The sequence below is a fragment of the Alcaligenes pakistanensis genome (assembly GCF_014652815.1).
Classification (GTDB): domain Bacteria; phylum Pseudomonadota; class Gammaproteobacteria; order Burkholderiales; family Burkholderiaceae_B; genus Alcaligenes; species Alcaligenes pakistanensis.
This window is the reverse complement of the sequence record NZ_BMZN01000002.1, coordinates 141,157-158,220: the sequence shown is the minus strand read 5'-3', so window position 1 is coordinate 158,220 and position 17,064 is coordinate 141,157. Positions and strand designations below refer to the sequence as shown.

General features: G+C 54.8%; 20 protein-coding genes. 12 read left to right on the top strand and 8 right to left on the bottom strand.

What is annotated here, in order from left to right; translation table 11 throughout:
• Positions 1 to 150, bottom strand: coding sequence for a hypothetical protein (locus IE156_RS05715; protein WP_189391581.1), 150 nt, complete (start codon positions 148 to 150; stop codon positions 1 to 3).
• Positions 151 to 229: 79 nt separating this feature from the next.
• Between IE156_RS05715 and IE156_RS05710 the strand changes: the two genes are divergently transcribed.
• The 5 genes from IE156_RS05710 (at position 230) to hslU (ending at position 4,649) form a co-directional block, all read left to right on the top strand.
• Positions 230 to 721, top strand: a complete 492-nt coding sequence (locus tag IE156_RS05710; protein ID WP_189391580.1) for a Fur family transcriptional regulator — start codon at positions 230 to 232, stop codon at positions 719 to 721.
• A 199-nt stretch (positions 722 to 920) separates the two neighbouring features.
• On the top strand, positions 921 to 2,012 hold the full coding sequence (locus IE156_RS05705) for a CobW family GTP-binding protein (RefSeq protein ID WP_189391579.1): 1,092 nt from the start codon (positions 921 to 923) through the stop codon (positions 2,010 to 2,012).
• Positions 2,013 to 2,095: 83 nt separating this feature from the next.
• On the top strand, positions 2,096 to 2,533 hold the full coding sequence (gene dksA / locus IE156_RS05700; RefSeq protein WP_042488105.1) for an RNA polymerase-binding protein DksA: 438 nt from the start codon (positions 2,096 to 2,098) through the stop codon (positions 2,531 to 2,533).
• Positions 2,534 to 2,760: 227 nt separating this feature from the next.
• Positions 2,761 to 3,294 carry an ATP-dependent protease subunit HslV gene (gene hslV / locus IE156_RS05695; RefSeq protein ID WP_189391578.1) on the top strand — a complete coding sequence of 178 codons (534 nt, stop codon included), beginning with the start codon at positions 2,761 to 2,763 and terminating at the stop codon, positions 3,292 to 3,294.
• 17 nt (positions 3,295 to 3,311) lie between these two features.
• Complete coding sequence (gene hslU, locus IE156_RS05690) at positions 3,312 to 4,649, top strand: ATP-dependent protease ATPase subunit HslU (protein WP_189391577.1); 1,338 nt, start codon at positions 3,312 to 3,314, stop codon at positions 4,647 to 4,649.
• Positions 4,650 to 4,908: 259 nt separating this feature from the next.
• Here hslU and IE156_RS05685 read toward each other — a convergent pair whose 3' ends face one another.
• Positions 4,909 to 5,214 carry a copper-binding protein gene (locus IE156_RS05685; protein ID WP_189391576.1) on the bottom strand — a complete coding sequence of 102 codons (306 nt, stop codon included), beginning with the start codon at positions 5,212 to 5,214 and terminating at the stop codon, positions 4,909 to 4,911.
• 111 nt (positions 5,215 to 5,325) lie between these two features.
• Here IE156_RS05685 and IE156_RS05680 point away from each other — a divergent pair, with 111 nt between their 5' ends.
• Entirely contained in the window at positions 5,326 to 5,850 is a 525-nt protein-coding gene (locus tag IE156_RS05680; RefSeq protein ID WP_189391575.1) for a GNAT family N-acetyltransferase, read from the top strand.
• A gap of 7 nt (positions 5,851 to 5,857) precedes the next feature.
• Positions 5,858 to 6,421 carry a cob(I)yrinic acid a,c-diamide adenosyltransferase gene (locus tag IE156_RS05675; RefSeq protein ID WP_189391574.1) on the top strand — a complete coding sequence of 188 codons (564 nt, stop codon included), beginning with the start codon at positions 5,858 to 5,860 and terminating at the stop codon, positions 6,419 to 6,421.
• Positions 6,422 to 6,483: 62 nt separating this feature from the next.
• Here the strand turns inward: IE156_RS05675 and IE156_RS05670 are convergent, their stop codons facing one another.
• Entirely contained in the window at positions 6,484 to 7,521 is a 1,038-nt protein-coding gene (locus tag IE156_RS05670) for a C45 family autoproteolytic acyltransferase/hydrolase (RefSeq protein ID WP_189391573.1), read from the bottom strand.
• A 5-nt stretch (positions 7,522 to 7,526) separates the two neighbouring features.
• A complete protein-coding gene (locus IE156_RS05665) occupies positions 7,527 to 8,387 on the bottom strand; it encodes a MurR/RpiR family transcriptional regulator (protein WP_189391572.1) in 861 nt (286 codons plus the stop codon).
• A gap of 181 nt (positions 8,388 to 8,568) precedes the next feature.
• Between IE156_RS05665 and IE156_RS05660 the strand changes: the two genes are divergently transcribed.
• Together IE156_RS05660 and IE156_RS05655 are read left to right on the top strand one after the other, a co-directional pair.
• Positions 8,569 to 9,894 (top strand): aspartate aminotransferase family protein, encoded by a 1,326-nt coding sequence (locus tag IE156_RS05660; protein ID WP_189391571.1) that lies wholly within the window; start codon positions 8,569 to 8,571, stop codon positions 9,892 to 9,894.
• A 104-nt stretch (positions 9,895 to 9,998) separates the two neighbouring features.
• The gene (locus IE156_RS05655) at positions 9,999 to 10,523 is read left to right on the top strand and encodes a carboxymuconolactone decarboxylase family protein (RefSeq protein WP_189391570.1); all 525 of its coding nucleotides are present in this window, start codon (positions 9,999 to 10,001) and stop codon (positions 10,521 to 10,523) included.
• Here IE156_RS05655 and IE156_RS05650 read toward each other — a convergent pair.
• A complete protein-coding gene (locus IE156_RS05650; protein WP_189391569.1) occupies positions 10,520 to 11,461 on the bottom strand; it encodes a LysR family transcriptional regulator in 942 nt (313 codons plus the stop codon). The two genes, IE156_RS05655 and IE156_RS05650, sit on opposite strands and share 4 nt — an antisense overlap.
• 86 nt (positions 11,462 to 11,547) lie before the next feature.
• Between IE156_RS05650 and IE156_RS05645 the strand changes: the two genes are divergently transcribed.
• The 3 genes from IE156_RS05645 to IE156_RS05635 all read left to right on the top strand — a co-directional run bounded on the left by IE156_RS05645 (position 11,548) and on the right by IE156_RS05635 (position 13,704).
• On the top strand, positions 11,548 to 12,183 hold the full coding sequence (locus tag IE156_RS05645; RefSeq protein ID WP_189391568.1) for an alanyl-tRNA editing protein: 636 nt from the start codon (positions 11,548 to 11,550) through the stop codon (positions 12,181 to 12,183).
• 89 nt (positions 12,184 to 12,272) lie between these two features.
• Positions 12,273 to 13,043, top strand: coding sequence for a 2OG-Fe(II)-dependent halogenase WelO5 family protein (locus IE156_RS05640; protein ID WP_189391567.1), 771 nt, complete (start codon positions 12,273 to 12,275; stop codon positions 13,041 to 13,043).
• Between the two features lies 1 nt (position 13,044).
• Complete coding sequence (locus IE156_RS05635) at positions 13,045 to 13,704, top strand: LysE family translocator (RefSeq protein WP_308430469.1); 660 nt, start codon at positions 13,045 to 13,047, stop codon at positions 13,702 to 13,704.
• Positions 13,705 to 13,882: 178 nt separating this feature from the next.
• On the opposite strand, the gene IE156_RS18375 is transcribed toward IE156_RS05635, so the two are convergent.
• The 3 genes from IE156_RS18375 to IE156_RS05625 form a co-directional block, all read right to left on the bottom strand.
• Complete coding sequence (locus IE156_RS18375) at positions 13,883 to 14,005, bottom strand: putative transporter small subunit (protein ID WP_229841048.1); 123 nt, start codon at positions 14,003 to 14,005, stop codon at positions 13,883 to 13,885.
• Between the two features lie 30 nt (positions 14,006 to 14,035).
• Positions 14,036 to 15,733: a sodium:solute symporter family protein gene (locus tag IE156_RS05630; protein WP_189391566.1), complete on the bottom strand. Its 1,698-nt coding sequence runs from the start codon at positions 15,731 to 15,733 to the stop codon at positions 14,036 to 14,038.
• A 529-nt stretch (positions 15,734 to 16,262) separates the two neighbouring features.
• Entirely contained in the window at positions 16,263 to 17,060 is a 798-nt protein-coding gene (locus tag IE156_RS05625) for a winged helix-turn-helix domain-containing protein (protein WP_189391565.1), read from the bottom strand.
• Between the last annotated feature and the right edge of the window lie 4 nt (positions 17,061 to 17,064).

Sequence of the window (17,064 nt, the reverse complement as noted above, 5' to 3'; positions counted from 1 at the left end):
TTACCACGCGCCCAATGCCCAGGCCGTCATCGCCCACAGGGCGGCGGCCACGCACAAAGCGCCCAGCACACGCTGCCACGCCGAGGCCAGCAAGAGCGAACGGCGGGGGGCCGGACTGCGAGAAGTCGAGGAAAATTGAGAACAGGACATGAAACAGGGATAATGCGGCAAGAGTGGGAATTTATTTTTCCAAAGATGTTATAACATAACAAACACCCTATCAAGCGCCATGCCTGTACATATTCTTACGCCCAACGCCATTGAAGATCAGCTTGCTACCGCTGAACAGCTTTGTCTGGAACGCGGTAAACGGCTGACTTCAATTCGACGCCAGGTGCTGGAAATCCTGATTCAGGCCCAGCGCAGTTTGCGCGCCTACGAACTGCTGGACCTGGTTCGTGAATTTCAGCCGGGCGCCAAACCTCCCACCGTTTACCGCGCTCTGGACTTTCTGACCGAAGAAGGTCTGATCCACCGCTTAGATGCCGTCAATGCCTGGACGGCTTGTGTGGATGCCGGTGGTCACCCCCACGATTTGCTGATTGTCTGCACCCAGTGCGGCACCGTAGTGGAACTGTGCGCTCCGGCCTTGAGCAAGAAACTGGCCGACTGCGTACGCGAGGCGGGTTTTGCTCTCTCTGGCCACGAAACTGAATTACGTGGTCTGTGCCAGCGTTGTGTTGCTGCTAAAAACGAGCGAAAACCCTTATCTGCCCCCTAAAACGTGGTATTTTGCCGCCAATCAGTATATATTCCCCGATCTATTGGCAAACCTCTGTGAATTTTTACAGATCACCGTTTGCCCAACAGGCAAGGCTGTGCTGTAATCGCACGTTGTTTTCGTGCGGAGCAGATGGGTGCAGGAAGCCGCGGTTGGAACCGTGCCTTGTACCTTTCGCCCGCCACTGCGAGGCATGTTTATGAACGCGGCATCAGATCTGAAAAACATGGTTCCAGTCACTGTTCTGACTGGTTTTTTGGGCGCTGGCAAAACCACGCTGCTCAAGCGCATCCTGAGCGAATATCACGGTCGACGCATTGCCGTCATCGAAAACGAATTCGGGCCCGAGGGCATCGACAATGAATTGTTGGTGCAAGACTCCGAGGAAGAAATCGTTGAGCTGAGCAACGGTTGCGTCTGCTGCACGGTGCGCGGCGACCTGATGCGCACGCTGAACGATTTGCGTGTTCGCCGCCAAGCGGGCGAACTGAAGTTCGAGCGCGTCATCATCGAGACCACAGGCATGGCTAACCCCGGCCCGGTCTGCCAGACCTTCTTCATGGACGATGATATTGCCGACTACTATCGGCTGGACGCAGTCATCACCGTGGTGGACGCCAAACACGGCATGGCCACGCTGGATAATCAAGAAGAAGCACAGAAACAAGTGGGTTTTGCGGACCGCCTGCTGATCTCCAAAAAAGATCTGGTCAACGATGTAGATTACGAGGCCCTGCGTGCCCGTCTGATCCGCATTAATCCACGAGCAACCATTACGCCGGTTCACTTCGGTGAGACCGACATCAAGGATTTGCTGGAAGTCAGCGGTTTTAACCTGACCTCCATTTTGGACATTGATCCACAATTCCTGGCTGAACAACACCCCGATGCAGATGATGGTCATGATCACCATCACGATCATGCTCACGATGAAGATGGCGACTGCGGCCCAAGCTGCGGCCACCACCATCATCACCAGCACGCTGCTCACAATGACGAGATCGGAGCCTTCGTGTTCCGTTCGGATCGTCCTTTTGATCCCGAGCGTCTGGAAGATTTCCTATCGGGGATTGTCCAAGTATTTGGACCAGATCTGATGCGCTATAAAGGCATTCTGTATCTGAAGGGCATCAATCGCCGTATGCTTTTCCAAGGCGTACACATGATGATGAGCGCCGAGCCTGGCAATGCCTGGCTGGCCAAAGATAAAAAAGGCACCAAGCTGGTCTTTATTGGCCGCAAATTGCCACAAGACATCTTCACCCAGGGCTTGGAGAATTGCCTGGCTTGAAGTGAAAACTTATTCAGTAAATGCGGAGCGATTGCGCGTGACGACAGTTACAGGCTCCCAGACGTCAACAAGAGGTAAGCATCATGGCAACTAAGTCACATGACAGTACTACAACCCTGCTGACCGAGCAGGAGCTTTTGGCGATGCCTGAGTCAGACTACATGAACGCCGCCCAGCTGGAGTTTTTCAAGCACCGCTTGCGCCAGCTTGAACAGGAAATTCTGGCTAACGCAGGTGCCACAACGGAAAACCTGCGTGAAACCCAGTTCGTTCCTGACCCGGCTGACCGTGCCACGATCGAAGAAGAACACGCTCTGGAGCTGCGTACCCGCGACCGCGAACGCAAGCTGCTCAAGAAAGTGCAACAGTCCATCGCCCTGATCGATTCGGGCGAATACGGCTGGTGTGAGGAAACGGGCGAGCCTATCGGCCTGCCCCGTTTGCTGGCACGCCCAACGGCTAACCTGTCCCTGGAAGCCCAAGAGCGTCGCGAGAAGCGTCAAAAGATGTTTGGGGACTGATAAGGCCCTACGGCTTATCGCCCTGATAAAAAGCCCGCTTGATTTTTCTGGCGGGCTTTTTTGTGACTGCCCGCAAGGCCACAATGCGACCCGCTCCAAACTGCTGGCCGCTCTCCCCTGATCCACAGCTTCCAGCCCAAGTACACGCTGAAACAAAAACTTCGTTCTGTCATGCGCTTGAAATTTCCTGCCCGGCCCCCAACTGAGAATCTTAACGGAAGGAAATCATGGAACAATTTCACGCCACTACTATTGTCTGTGTACGTCGCGGCGATCAAGTCGCCATTGGCGGCGATGGTCAGGTTACGCTGGGCAATGTTGTCATCAAAGGCACAGCCCGCAAAATTCGCCGACTGTACAACGACAGCATCCTGGCCGGTTTTGCCGGTGCGACGGCCGACGCATTTACCTTGCAAGAGCGCTTTGAGGCCAAGCTGGAAAAGCATCAGGGCAACCTGCTGCGCGCTGCGGTCGAGCTGACACGCGACTGGCGTACCGACCGCGTTTTGCGCCGTCTGGAAGCCATGCTGCTGGTGGCGGACAAAGAGCACACACTGGTGCTGACCGGCAATGGCGACGTGCTTGAACCCGAGCATGGCCTGGCTGCCATCGGTTCCGGCGGCTCCTATGCCCAATCTGCCGCCATGGCCTTGCTGAAAAACACCGATATGGCCCCTGCCGACATCGTTAAAAAGTCGTTGGAGATTGCAGGCGATCTGTGTATCTACACCAACCAGAACCATATCGTCGAAACACTCTGACAGCCGGATACCCCACCATGTCTACACCTAATATGACTCCCGGAGAAATTGTCTCCGAACTGGACAAGCATATCGTTGGCCAGGGCAAGGCCAAGCGCTCCGTGGCCGTGGCCCTGCGTAATCGCTGGCGTCGCCAGCAGGTTGCCGAGCCCCTGCGCAGCGAAATTGTCCCCAAGAATATTTTGATGATCGGACCCACCGGCGTAGGTAAAACCGAAATCGCCCGTCGTCTGGCCAAACTGGCCAATGCACCGTTCATCAAGGTCGAAGCCACCAAGTTCACGGAAGTGGGCTATGTAGGCCGCGACGTTGAAACCATCATCCGCGATCTGGTGGATATCTCGGTCAAGCAAACCCGCGAAATCGAAATGCGCCGCGTGCGTACCCAGGCCGAGGAAGCGGCTGAAGACCGCATCCTGGACGTACTGGTGCCGCCCTCTCGCGACGCCCACGGCCAACCCCTGCGCGAGGACAACTCTGCTCGCCAGGTGTTCCGCAAGCGTTTGCGTGAAGGCAAGCTGGACGATAGCGAGATTGAGATCGAAATGACTCAGGCCATGCCTCGCATGGAAATCATGGCTCCTCCCGGCATGGAAGAGATGACCGAGCAATTGCGCGGTATGTTCTCCGGCATGGGTCAGGAAAAAACCAAGCCCCGCAAGCTGACGGTCAAAGAAGCCTTCAAACAACTGACGGAAGAAGAAGCCGCCCGTCGCGTCAATGAAGACGATTTGCGCACGGCGGCGGTGGCCAATGCAGAACAGAACGGCATTGTGTTCCTGGACGAGATCGACAAAATTACCGCGCGTGGCGAGAGCCAGGGCAGTGGTGGCGATGTATCCCGCCAAGGTGTACAACGCGACCTGCTGCCTTTGGTTGAAGGCACCAACGTCACCACCAAATACGGTGTCGTGCGTACTGATCACATCCTGTTCATTGCCTCGGGTGCGTTCCACCTGTCCCGCCCATCGGATCTGATTCCTGAACTGCAAGGCCGTTTCCCTATCCGTGTGGAGCTGGAATCGCTGAGCGCCCAGGATTTTGTACAGATTCTGTCGGCCACGGACGCCTCCCTGACCAAGCAATACGCTGCTTTGCTGAACACTGAAGAGGTGCAACTGGACTTCCGTCCTGATGGCATCCAGCGTCTGGCCGAGCTGGCGTTCGAGGTCAACGAGCGTACTGAAAATATCGGCGCCCGTCGCTTGTACACCGTCATGGAAAAACTGCTGGAAGAGCTGTCCTACAGCGCCGGCAGCCATGGTGAGCAAAACGTGGTCATTGATGCGGATTACGTGAACAAGCAGTTGCAGGAAACGGTCGCCAGCCAGGATTTGGCGCGCTACGTGCTGTAAGTTCGGGTTTTGCTAGACATGAAAAAGGGGCAGATTTTCTCTGCCCCTTTTTTCATTCTGACTCAGGTAATACCAAACATCGTAGCAAGCAAGCCACTCAACACAATACTTCACCCGGCTCTGCCCGAACAAGCCGAGCTTGCTCGCTGCAAGATCAACAAAGCTAACTAATATCCATGAACACGCTGGCAAATCACCTACGCCGGACGTGAAAAAACCGGGCGAACCCGGTTTTGGTATTCAATGGTTCAAGTCAGCCTTATTTGCTGATCTTGGTGACCACGTAATCACCACCCTCACGTTTGGCAGTGAATTTAACTTTGTCGCCCGGCTTGATGTTCGCCAGCAAGGCTGAATCAATCTTGTACACCAGCGTCATGGCGGGCAATTCAAGATCGCTGATCTCACCATGTTTGATGGTGATCTTGCCAGCTTCAGCGTCCAGTCGGCGCACTTCGCCCGATGCACTGGCCTCTTGAGCCTGGGCAACCACGACATATGCCGAGCCAGCCACAACACCCAAAGTTCCCAGTGCCAAGGCCGCGCCTCGTTTTGTCCACGTCATCTTTCACTCCTGCAAATTGGGCAGAGCTAAACAATTAGCTCATAATGCCTATTTTCGGACGTTTACTACGTCTGTTTCCGATCAAGCATAACGCTAAATCTTTGCAAAAGCATGAGCGAATTTATTAAAGGGTATGTGCTGCGTCCAGCCACCCCCGCTGACATTCCGGCTGTTTTGGGCCTAATGCGCGATATGGCCGCCTTTGAAAAACTGGAACACATTTTCAAGGCCAGCGCCGAATCACTGCGCAACAGCTTCTTCTCAGACGAGCCCAGTGCTTACTGTCTGGTCATCACTCCGGAAGATCAGCCCGACGCACCAATTTCTTACATTATGTGGTTTTACAACTACTCCAGTTTTTTGGATCGCCGCGGCATCTATCTGGAAGATTTGTATATCGATCCCGCTCACCGAAAACACGGCTTGGGTGCAGCTGCCTTGCGCCATCTGGCTCAATTAGCGGTCGCTCAAGAATGTGGTCGCCTGGAATGGGTGGTGCTGGACTGGAACCAGAACGCGATCGACTTTTACAAATACCAAGGTGCCCAAGTGCTGGAAGAGTGGCGTATCGTTCGCGTTACCGGCGATGCCCTGCTCAATCTGGCCCAAGGCACACCCAAGCCTGCCGAGGCATAAGGCCAGTATGTCCACACGACTTTCCATTATCAGCACCCGCACGGGGGACGACGGTACCACCGGATTGGGGGATGGCAGCCGCCTGCCCAAAACCGCTCCCCTGATTCACGCCTTGGGTGATGTGGACGAGCTCAACAGTCATATTGGTGTGTTGCGCAGCATGGCGCTCCCCAAAGATGTGGATAGTCTGCTGTCCGATATCCAGCACGATTTGTTCGATATGGGTGCCGAGCTGTGTATTCCCGGCCATCAGGTCATAGGCAGCAGCCATGTAGAGCGTCTGGATCAAGCCATTCGCCACTACAACGAGCCCTTGGGCATACTCAAAGAATTTATTTTGCCCGGCGGCAGTCCAGCGGCTGCACAAGCGCATGTATTGCGCTGTGTCGCACGTCGGGCAGAGCGCACAGTCGTAGCCGTGCCAGCCGCCTCTTTGCCGCAGGATGGCCCGCGTCTGTATTTGAACCGGCTATCGGATCTGCTATTTGTGCTGGCGCGCACCTTGAACCGCCATGTCGGTCGCTCTGACGTGCTGTGGGAGCCTAAACGCGGCGAGCAAGACAAAGGCTGACACTCACCAAGAGACAGCGACAATAAGAATAGGGCCCTGCTAAAACAGGGCCCTATTTCTTTTTAGGCAAGATCAAGACGGGTAATGTCAGAGAATTTCAGCACCGGCTGATCCGTCGGGTCTTCGTAGACCTGCCATTTCAATGACAGACTTCCCACCTGAATGTCCACGGTCGCCAAGGTATTCTCCGCATCGCTATCGTCAGGAGCACAACGCCAGATCGGAAATTCCGCATGGTGCTGATCAGCCAGTACTTTCAAGGGGTCAAGGTCTGCCCCGGCCTGGGCCAGCATCTCATCACCGCGTTCCTGCCGAAACTCGGAGGAACGGGTAATGCGCTGCTCAAACCCTTGCATGGCTTCATGCAAGGCATGGTTGGCATGCAGACGATTTTGCTCGATGGTCTGGACCGAAACGGCCTCGGCGCTGAACTCCACGCTAAACAAACGCGGATCACCGCGCTGAGCCAGACTCAAGTGGAACGCACCCGAACGTGGGTGATCCTGCAAGAGGCTGACCGCCTGATCCAGATCTGGCTGATCCAGCATGGCACGGGTCAAGACCATGCGCGGTACGCCAGGGGCCACATGGCGGGCACGCACATTATTGACGGTCATGGCCAAACCCGCCTGCGTCACGGCAAAGCTATGTCCTGGCAGGGACGCGGGGTACAAGAAAGACACAAAGGACATACCGCTGTCAGGGATGAATTTAGCCACCCCGCAATAGCCGGCAAAGCCTGGATCGCCGTCTTCGTTGTGCACCAGACGGGGCTCGCCCTGGCCGGGCATCTGCACGGTGGTGCAGCCGTCCGGGGCCATGGCCCACAGGTCGCCCCGGCAGTTCCACAGAAACACGTCATCAAAGGGGAGCTCCAGGCCTAATGCCAGGCCCTGGAGCTCGGTCCATATTCGGGGGAAATAGCGCTCGGTGTACTGTGCCAGTTCACTGGCTACAGCCGACCCTTTATGTTGCATGATGCCTTGCCATGCTGCTGAGCTCAGCAAATAGGCATGCACTGCAGGGGCTCCGAAACGTCCCAAAGAATGGCCAATTTCTTTGGGACCACCACTTAACTCCAGATAGGACAACTTAGCCATCGCGTCTATTTCCAGTAGGCACCCGATTGGTGCAATTGATTTTCAAGCGACTCAATACCGCTTACAGCACGACTGCCTGCTTTGGCCAGAACCTGCTCCAGCAAGACCTCCACCAGCGCTTGGGCAGCAACCAGAGAAGGAAAAAAAGACGGGCTGTCGGTTCCAAACAATAATGTGGCATCCGCCTGCTGCGCAATAGGGGCAAGCAAGCTGTCGCAAATCGACAGAATTTGTGCATTAGCCTGTCGGGCGGCACGATGTGCCAGCACGGCCTCGTGGGAATAAGGGGCAAAACCAAACAAGACCAACACATCGCCCTTTTGCAAAGCCCGTAAATCCATGTCCAGGGTGCCTGCTTCGCCCCGCAGCAACACAATAGAAGGCCGAAACAAACGGTACTGATAATGGAAGGCAAAAGCCGGCGCAAAAGAAGCTCGAAACCCAGCAACAAAAACCCGCTTGGCTTTGTTAAGCAGCTCGACTGCTGGCGGTAAACGCGCTTCGTTCACTTCTCGCAGCAGCGTCAGATTATCCATTTGTGCGGTCAGCACCTGCTCCAGCCGGTCCTCTTTGCAGCGATTACGCACCACAGCCCGAGCCTGATCAGCGTAACGCCGGGCTCCTTGCCCATGCAGGGCCTGCGTAAATACGGCCTTGAACTCAGCCCAACCACCGAAGCCCAGGGACTGCGCAAAGCGCAGCAAGGTCGCAGGTTGTACTTGGGCTTGTGCGGCCAACTGACGCATGGACATCAGCGGCACCTGATCAGCATGGTCCAGCACATAGCGCGCGCTTTGCTGAAACTGGGGCGACATGGCGGCAAATGCGGCCTGGATACGCTCAGTCAGGGTGCTCAAGGAATTCATGGGCCAACACGCTTTAAAAAGGGACACTCAGTATATATCGGGCGCAAATGCAGTCAGGACGCAACAGTGAGGCCTTTATCCACCCACCTCAGCACCGTTGATATGATTTATTTGTTGAAAGCATTATTATATATTCAACATACGTTGAGAACACCTCGGGACTACTTTCTGGATCTGCGCCATGACACACGTGTTTCACCGCAACCCCAAACAAACACTGCCTTACGCCGTCAAAGGCGATGGCATCCACATTGTGGACAGCAATGGAAAATCGTATATAGACGCCAGTGGTGGCGCGGCAGTGTCTTGTCTGGGTCATAGCCACCCCGCTGTTATTACTGCCATCAAGCAGCAACTGGACCAGATTGCCTACGCCCACACGTCCTTTTTCAGCAGTCAGGCTGCTGAAGATCTGGCAGATTTCTTAACCCGTCGCTCGCCGGGTGATCTGGACCATGTGTATTTTCTGTCCGGTGGTTCTGAGGCCGTGGAAGCCAGCCTGAAACTGGCTCGACAATATTTTGTAGAGATCGGCCAGCCAGAACGTCATATCTTCATCGCACGTCGTCAGAGCTATCACGGCAATACGCTGGGTGCCCTCGCTATCGGCGGCAATGAATGGCGTCGCAAACCTTTTCTGCCCTTGTTGGCACAGGCCCAGCATGTCTCGCCCTGCTATCCCTACCGCGATCAGCAGAGCGATGAAAGTGCCGAGCAATACGCTGACCGTCTGGCCCAGGAGCTGGATGACATGATTCAAAGCCTAGGGCCCCAAAACGTGGCGGCTTTTGTAGGCGAAACCGTTGTCGGTGCGACCGCAGGCGCTTTGGCTCCAGTAGGTGATTACTGGAAGAAAATTCGCCAAGTCTGCGATAAACACGGTGTCCTGCTGATTCTGGACGAAGTCATGTCCGGCATGGGCCGCACAGGCTACCTGTTTGCTTGCGAAGAAGATGGCGTGGTGCCTGACATCATGGCGATTGCCAAAGGCTTGGGTGCAGGCTACCAGCCCATTGGAGCCATGTTGGCCAGTGACCGGATTTATCAAGCCATCTTGAATGGCTCGGGCTTCTTCCAGCATGGCCATACCTATATGGGACACGCCACCGCCTGCGCCGGAGCCTTGGCAGTACAAAAGGTGATTGAGCAAGACCAGCTACTGGAAAACGTACGCCAGCGCGGGGAGCAATTACGCCGGGAACTGCATCAGGCCTTGGACAACCACCCCAATGTGGGCGATATACGTGGTCGCGGCCTGTTCGTCGGTATTGAACTGGTTCAAAACAAAGCCAGCAAGCAAGCTCTGGACCCTGGGCTGAAAACCCATGCCAAAATCAAGCAGCTTGCCTTTGCCCAAGGGCTGATGCTCTACCCGATGGGCGGCACAATTGACGGTGTGCAGGGCGATCATATTTTGCTGGCACCGCCTTTCATCTGCACCGAGTCCGATATTCACGAGATTGTGGAACGGCTGACCCACACCCTGGACAGCATTCTGCCTCGTTAAACCGACCCTGCTAAAGGCTGCCATCTGTGCGCGATGAACGTTTTGTCCGTTGAGTCGCAAACCAGTGCAGCAGCCGCAAGCACCACTATGAATAAAGGAGAACCATGGCCCGCCTGCCTTATGCCAAGCTAGAATCCCCCGAAGCCGCCCCACTGGTAGAACAGATCATTGCTGAGCGCGGCAGCGTCTTGCACCTGTACCAGATGCTGCTGCACAGCCCGCCAATTGCCAAAGGCTGGCTGAATCACCTGACTGGCATTCGTCACAACAGCAGCTTGCCGGGTGACCTGCGTGAACTAGTGATCATGCGCGTAGCCTTATTGAATCGTGCCCCTTACGAGGCCGATCAACATGCCCCTATCGCGCTGGCAGAAGGCCTGAGCCAGGCTCAACTGGATGCCCTGCCCGACTGGGAGGGCTCGGATCAATTCACGCCTACCCAGTGCGCTGTGCTGGCCTACACCGATGCCATGACCCGCGACGTACAAGTAGATAAGGCCGTGTTTCAAGACATACGCCAGTATTTTGATGAACGCCTGACCGTAGAACTGACCGCCACCATCGCTACCTACAATATGGTGTCGCGCTTTTTAGAGGCGCTGCACATTCATTCGGACGACTCGCGCTAAAGCGGAGCCACCCCGACCTCCGCTCTGCCTCCCCCTAAACGTCCCGCCAGAAACTCCACAAACAAGCGCAGCTTAGGAGGTAGATGGCGGGTGGGCGGATACAACGCCCAGAGCGCACCGCAATACTGCGTGCGGAATTCCCAATCGTCCAGAACGCGCACAATCCGCCCTTCTTGCTCCGGCTCTTTAGCCACAAAAAAGGGCAAGCTGCCGACTCCCAGGCCACGCTCCACCGCATCCAGACGCACGCCTGTATGGTTGGCCGCGTAACGCCCCTTCACCGCCACATTCAACACCCGCCCGCCTTTATTGAAACGCCAGCGCGAATCGCTGGGTGCCTCGCCTAAATAAATACAGCTGTGATCACGTAACTGCTGCGGGTGAGCGGGCATGCTGTGCTCGGCCAGATAGGCCGGGCTGGCATACAAACCATGGCGAATATCGGTCAGGTGACGACCCATCAATCCAGGCGGCGGCTGATCGGTGATACGGATGGCCAAATCCAGCTGATCGTCGATCAGGTCTGCGTAGCGATCATCCAGATTCATCAAGACATTCACTTTGGGATGGGCGGCCAGAAAATCCGGCATATGGGGATGAATCAGAAAATGCCCCACGGCCTTGGGCACGCTCAGGCGGATCTGCCCTTCCGGTTCAGTCTGAAACTGCCCCGAGATTTCCATGGCCGCCTGCGCGCAAGACAGCATGTCGCGGGCGTGTTCGTAAATCGCCTGACCGCTGTCACTTAAGCGCAATTTTCGGGTCGTGCGTTGCAGTACCCGCGTCCCCAGCCCTTTCTCCAGGCGTGCAATGGAGCGGCTGACCGCAGACGGGGTATAGCCCAACTGACGAGAGGCCTCGGAAAAGCTGCCGGTCTCTACCACTTTGACAAAGACCACCATATCGCTCATCAGGGAAGTGAGATTACTTGTGCTCATAGGGAATAAATTATTTCATTGAATTGCAATTATCAGGACTGTCCACTATGCCTACAATGCCTTAAAACCAACCTACAGGTAATAAAATGCAAGATAAATTATATTTGACAAGCAATAGCCTTACCTGCGTGGCGAAAATCTTGGAGTGTTATCACTCGGAAAATGAACGCTACGCTGTCAGGCTGGATAAAACCTTATTCCATCCCCAAGGCGGTGGCCAACCTTGCGATAAAGGCACACTAAATGGTCACGAGGTTCTGCATGTGGCTCAAAACCGTGACGGCCATGTGCTGCATTACCTGCATGTACGCCTCCCCCTAGGCCCGGTAGAACTGCAAGTAGACCGTGTGCACCGTCTGCAACACGCACGCTTGCACACCGCTGGCCACATGATTGGCCATTTGATCGAACGCACGGGCTGGCAAGCCGTCAAGGCCCATCACTGGCGGGGCGAGTCGCGGGTTGTATTTCTGAACCCCAAAAATGCCCTACCCCCTTTTCTGGATGATTTGTCTGATCGCTGCGCAGAACTGATCCAGTTGGCGCAACCCATTTCCATCAGCTTTCGAGATGACAAACGCCAAGTCGCCATTGGAACTCTGGGACATTATCCTTGCGGCGGCACGCATGTTGAAAATACCTCTGAATTAAATGGATTGAAAATAATCCGTATCAAAAACAAAAAGGATGAACTCAGCGTTCATTATGAAATACTAGATTAATGAATAATAAAAATTAAGCCTGTTTATTGTTTTTAGCTATTACTGGGAAAGAAAAACAATTCTTTTAAAACCCCAAAGGGAAGTGAGACATGTATTTAGAGACAGAACGTTTACGGACTGAGCATATGCAGTCCCTGCTTAATGGCGACCTCCTGGCAATTCGGCTCTCCCAGTTCATTGATGCGCCCACCTCACAAAAGCTGGGGACACAAATCATTGATAAAGGTTTTGACCGCTATGTGAATGCACCCAGCATTGGCCGTATTGGCATGGCGTTTTACGAAGCTGAAAACCAGCCCGAGCGCATGGCGTCTTATTTTGAAGGCGTGTTCGACAATATTGACGAGCTGCGCCGCCGCTGCGCGCCTTACCTGTCCCCGATTGACGTGCTGCGCTGCACGCTGGACGAGGTCTGGCCCGCCGGGGCCACACTGGAGACGCTGTACGGCAAAAAAATGTATGTGGGCTTGTCGCGCGTGGTGCAGCCGGACGTCCATTTCCTGGCGCATCACGATATTTTGGCGAAAGACGCCCCCGGTAGTTATCAGGCCATCAGTCTGCAAGGCCAGTTGGCTGCCAATGTGTATTTGAAAATGCCCGAACAAGGGGGTGAACTGCAGATCTGGAAAACAGAACTAAGTCCTGCTGAATTTGATCAGATGCGTGGCGACAGCTACGGCATCCATCCTGATTTACTAGGCGCACCTGAAGTACAGATATGTCCCGGTCCGGGCGATCTGATTATTTTCAACTCTCGCAAAATGCACGCTGTCACCCCTGGAAAGGGCGATTTGCGTTTGAGCCTGTCGTGCTTTGTGGGATATCGCGGCCCGGCCATGCCGCTGACCTTTTGGAGTTAATGTGCTGCAAACCTATTGGCCCGAATTCGCTACTCTTGCCGTGATTCATTTTTTAGCCGTTATTGCCCCCGGGCCTGATTTCGCTGTCACCATCCGCCAAAGTGTGCGGCTAGGTCGCCAAGCCGGCATTGCTACAGCTATTGGTATTGGCGCGGGAATCTCCGTGCATGTCATCTACACCTTGATGGGCGTAGGCGCTCTGCTGCACTCCACTCCCTGGCTGATGAGCGTGGCCGAAGTGTTGGGCGGTGCCTATCTACTCTATATAGGTTGGGGGTTTTTACGCCAGGCCAGTACGCCCATGGAGGTGAGTCTGGCCGAATCCGACAATGGCAAACCAGCCGCCGTCAGTGTGCGTCAATCGCTGACCTTAGGCTTTATGACCAATGCCACCAACCCCAAAGCCACACTGTTCTTTCTGGCCGTATTTACCACGATAGTCAGCGCCAGCACACCGTTGACGACCCAAATGCTCTATGGCGTCTGGATGTGTCTGGTTAATGCGGGCTGGTTTATTGTGGTCAGCCTGATCTTTACCAATCCCGGTGTGCGCCAGCGTTTTCTGCGTATGGGGACCTGGTTTGAACGAGTGACTGGAGTGTTGTTACTGGGCTTTTCTCTACGCTTGCTGGTCCATGCGGGACAACGCATCCTGACCTGAACAAGCCAGGAGCCAGCCTAGTTTGGGTAAGGCTTTTATCGCGCCATGATCTATGCAGCGAAGCTGCCTGGCAACGCGCAAGAGGTAAGTTCACCGCCGGCCTTACCCCAAGAACAAAGCCACATCTGCAACAGCGTAAACAACAAAGTCCCGCCTTGCAAAAGGCGGGACTGTCTGCTTAGATCATGGCCTCGCCCGTTTTACGGGCATTGCTCCAATCTCGGACCAGATTAACAATCAGCAAGAGCAAGATAAGAGCCGACAAAACAGGCCACACCAAAAAATAGATCGTCATCATCATAAGATTCTCCTTAGTTGTTCTCTCACCCAATCAGGCGCGTGCAGAAACAGGCTCGCCTGCGGGCTCAGCCCCCTTCTTACCCAGCGCAGGTGTGTCGTCGTAGTGAAAAGACTGAACACGCTGAGCCAGTAAAGAAAAGTCAAACCGCTCCTGGTTGCGCAAACTGATGGCCACGCAAACTACCGCGCTGACGCCATAAGCCGTCAAAGAACCCATCAAAACAATGTAGTCACGCAAGAAGCCGATAAAGCTAGGCAACATGATGGCGGTAGCAATCACCCCAATTGCAATGGCAATCCGGCTCCGGAAGAAGGCGAAGGCCATCAAACCTGCCACTACACCACCACCAATCGAGGAGGTGATTTCGTAGAACAAGGCCACCGCGCCTTCGATCGGGATTAGCTCGAAGCGCACAATGGTGAACAACACGACAGCACTCAACACCGACCAGCTAAAGGCCTTGTTGGTGACACGATCCCAGTAAAAACTGACAATAACCGGGAACACGATTGCCCCCCACAACGCACCCACGAAAACCAGCATCACCAAAATATCCAGACGCAGGCTGGCAAAAATCACCCCCACCATCGTAGCCACTACCATCGTGATACGGCCCCACCACAACATGTGAGCTGGTTTTGGACGACCACGGGCAATGTTCTTCGCATAGATGTCGGTCATCATGATGGCCGACAAGGCTGACAAGTCAGAGTCCGCTGTCGAGGACAAGGAACCCACGACCAGAATGAAGAACAAAGCGATCCCAAAAGGAGGTAGGTACGTCGAGGCCATCTGCGGGATGATGTTGTTCATGTTTCCATCCACAGGCTCCAGACCAGTGAACAGAGCCAGCAGGCCCAACATACCCAGACCAATCACCACGGCACCGTAGCCAATCGTGGCGGTCAGGAAGGTGGGTTTGATCAAGTCTTCGCGCACGGCAAACAGGCGCTGGGCAATGGTCTGGTTACCAATGGCATACGCCAGCACCGCCACGAAATACGGTGCACCCTGTTCAAGAATGGCCTTGGTGGAATAAAAGTTGGCTTGCTCTGCGTCCAGACGCCACCAGTTGGCCTGGATCATCTCCGGCCCGCCGGCGTTAAAGAAGATCAGCGGAATAATCACCACGGCCGACAGAATCATGGCGACCAACTGGGCGAAGTCCGTCATGACTGAAGCGCGAAAGCCCGACCACAAGGTATAGGACAGCACGCCCAAACCCGCGATCAGCACACCCTGAATGAAGGACAAGGGGCTAAGAATCGAGACCAGTGCGCCGGCGGCCGTAAAGTTCACCATCAAGCTGATGCCACTGCCGACCACGTTGGAAATTGCCATGATCATCTGACTGGATGAACCGTGCCGCGCATGCAGCACTTCGGCCAGGGTATGCGCCTGGGGGGCCAATTTACGGAAGCGTCGTCCAAAGGGATAGATGAACAGAATCATCAAGGCTCCCCAGAGTCCGTAATGCAGGGGACCGGACAGTCCGTATTTGAAACCCGAGGTCGCGCTGGCGTAAAACGACGCGGCCCATACCCAGGTGGCGATCATACTGGCCGCAGACAGGCCAAACCCCACCGCACTGTTGGACACCATGTATCCGTCCACGTTTTCTTTCTTTTGGCCAATCATGAGCGACATCAGAAATGTCGCGCCATAAAAGCCGACCAATAACAATATGGCCGTTGTTGTTGAAAGCGTAAAAAACTCCGCCTCTTGCATGTCTTTCCCTTTCTCTTCTGCGCAGCGGCCATGTGCAAAGTGGTCGTCGTGCGCATGTGTGCCAATTCCGCAGTAACGCGCTGGGCGGCACTGATCCCATGATCAGAACCGAAACACCTAAACCGAACGCGCGCACCAACGCCCCCACCGTGGGCAAAGCCCAAAGCGGGGAAAGAGCAAGACACAGCGCAAAGTGCCTCACATTACGACGAGTCTGCGGGCCTTACAGCAAATAAACATGGCCAGAGGCAAGTCGCTCTGTTGCAGGCCGATGTCGGGAGAGACAATCGGCTGGTTGTTCCGCGACCCAAAGGGCCGGGCAAGGTGTTTCGGACTAAAAAGCCGGGTTGTTGTGCAACAACCTGTTGAAGAACGGACCGCCATTTTTTATGCAATTTTGTCGCACCTGAACGGCCTGTTCGAGACGCTGATTCGAAGAACCAGAGCCACCAATTATACATATTTAAAATTTAAGGGTCTATATCATGCTGTTTCAGCATCGAGAAAGGGCTTTTCAGCCCTTTTCAGATCAGTCGTAGACCTCGTCATTGCTTAAGCTGACTCGTGTCAGCTCCTGACACGCCAACGGCACTTTACCCACAAATGCGTAGCCTTCACCACGCACAGAACGAATAGGGAGCTCCTCTCCCATAGCACTTAATTTTCGTTTTAAACGGCTGATGAGAACGTCCACAGAACGGGCAGTGGCCTCACGACTTTCATCCAGCGGAAATAGGCGCTCACGCTCCACCGTCTGGGGGCTGACCGCAAATAACACTTGCACAATACGGCGTTCGCCCCGGGTCAGCATGACCGAATGCCCCTTGGGAGTCAGCAAAGTCCAGCCGTTCTCAGTTAAATCCCACAACGCAAACTCTGGCTCCGGTTCCGGTTTGTGGTCCAGCGCCATCGCTCTGCTAAGCGCCGAGCCTGGACCGCGTAGGCTCTGGCGCAGCGCATAAGCACGTCGGCGCAAAGCCTGCACGCAGGCCACCACTTCCACTGGCAAGGCGTCCTGATCGAAGCAAGCATCAGCACCGGCCAACAAAAAATGGCCTCGTTCCAGTCCCGCCATTTTTTCATGCCGCACAATAATGAGCCCAGCGGCCGGAAAATCCATGCGTATGCGGTTGATATGCAGGAACACATTGTCTGACAAGCACGACAAGGCCAAGACCTGCTCTCCCCCGGACGCATGGGCCTGAGCCAGGCACTTTTCCATCGTTTCAACGAGTTCTACCCGCACTCCCCATTGTTCAGATTCCACCGCGATCTGGCGCAAACTAGCCTGATCGTCATACAACAGAAAAATCTGCTCAATCGTCATATCC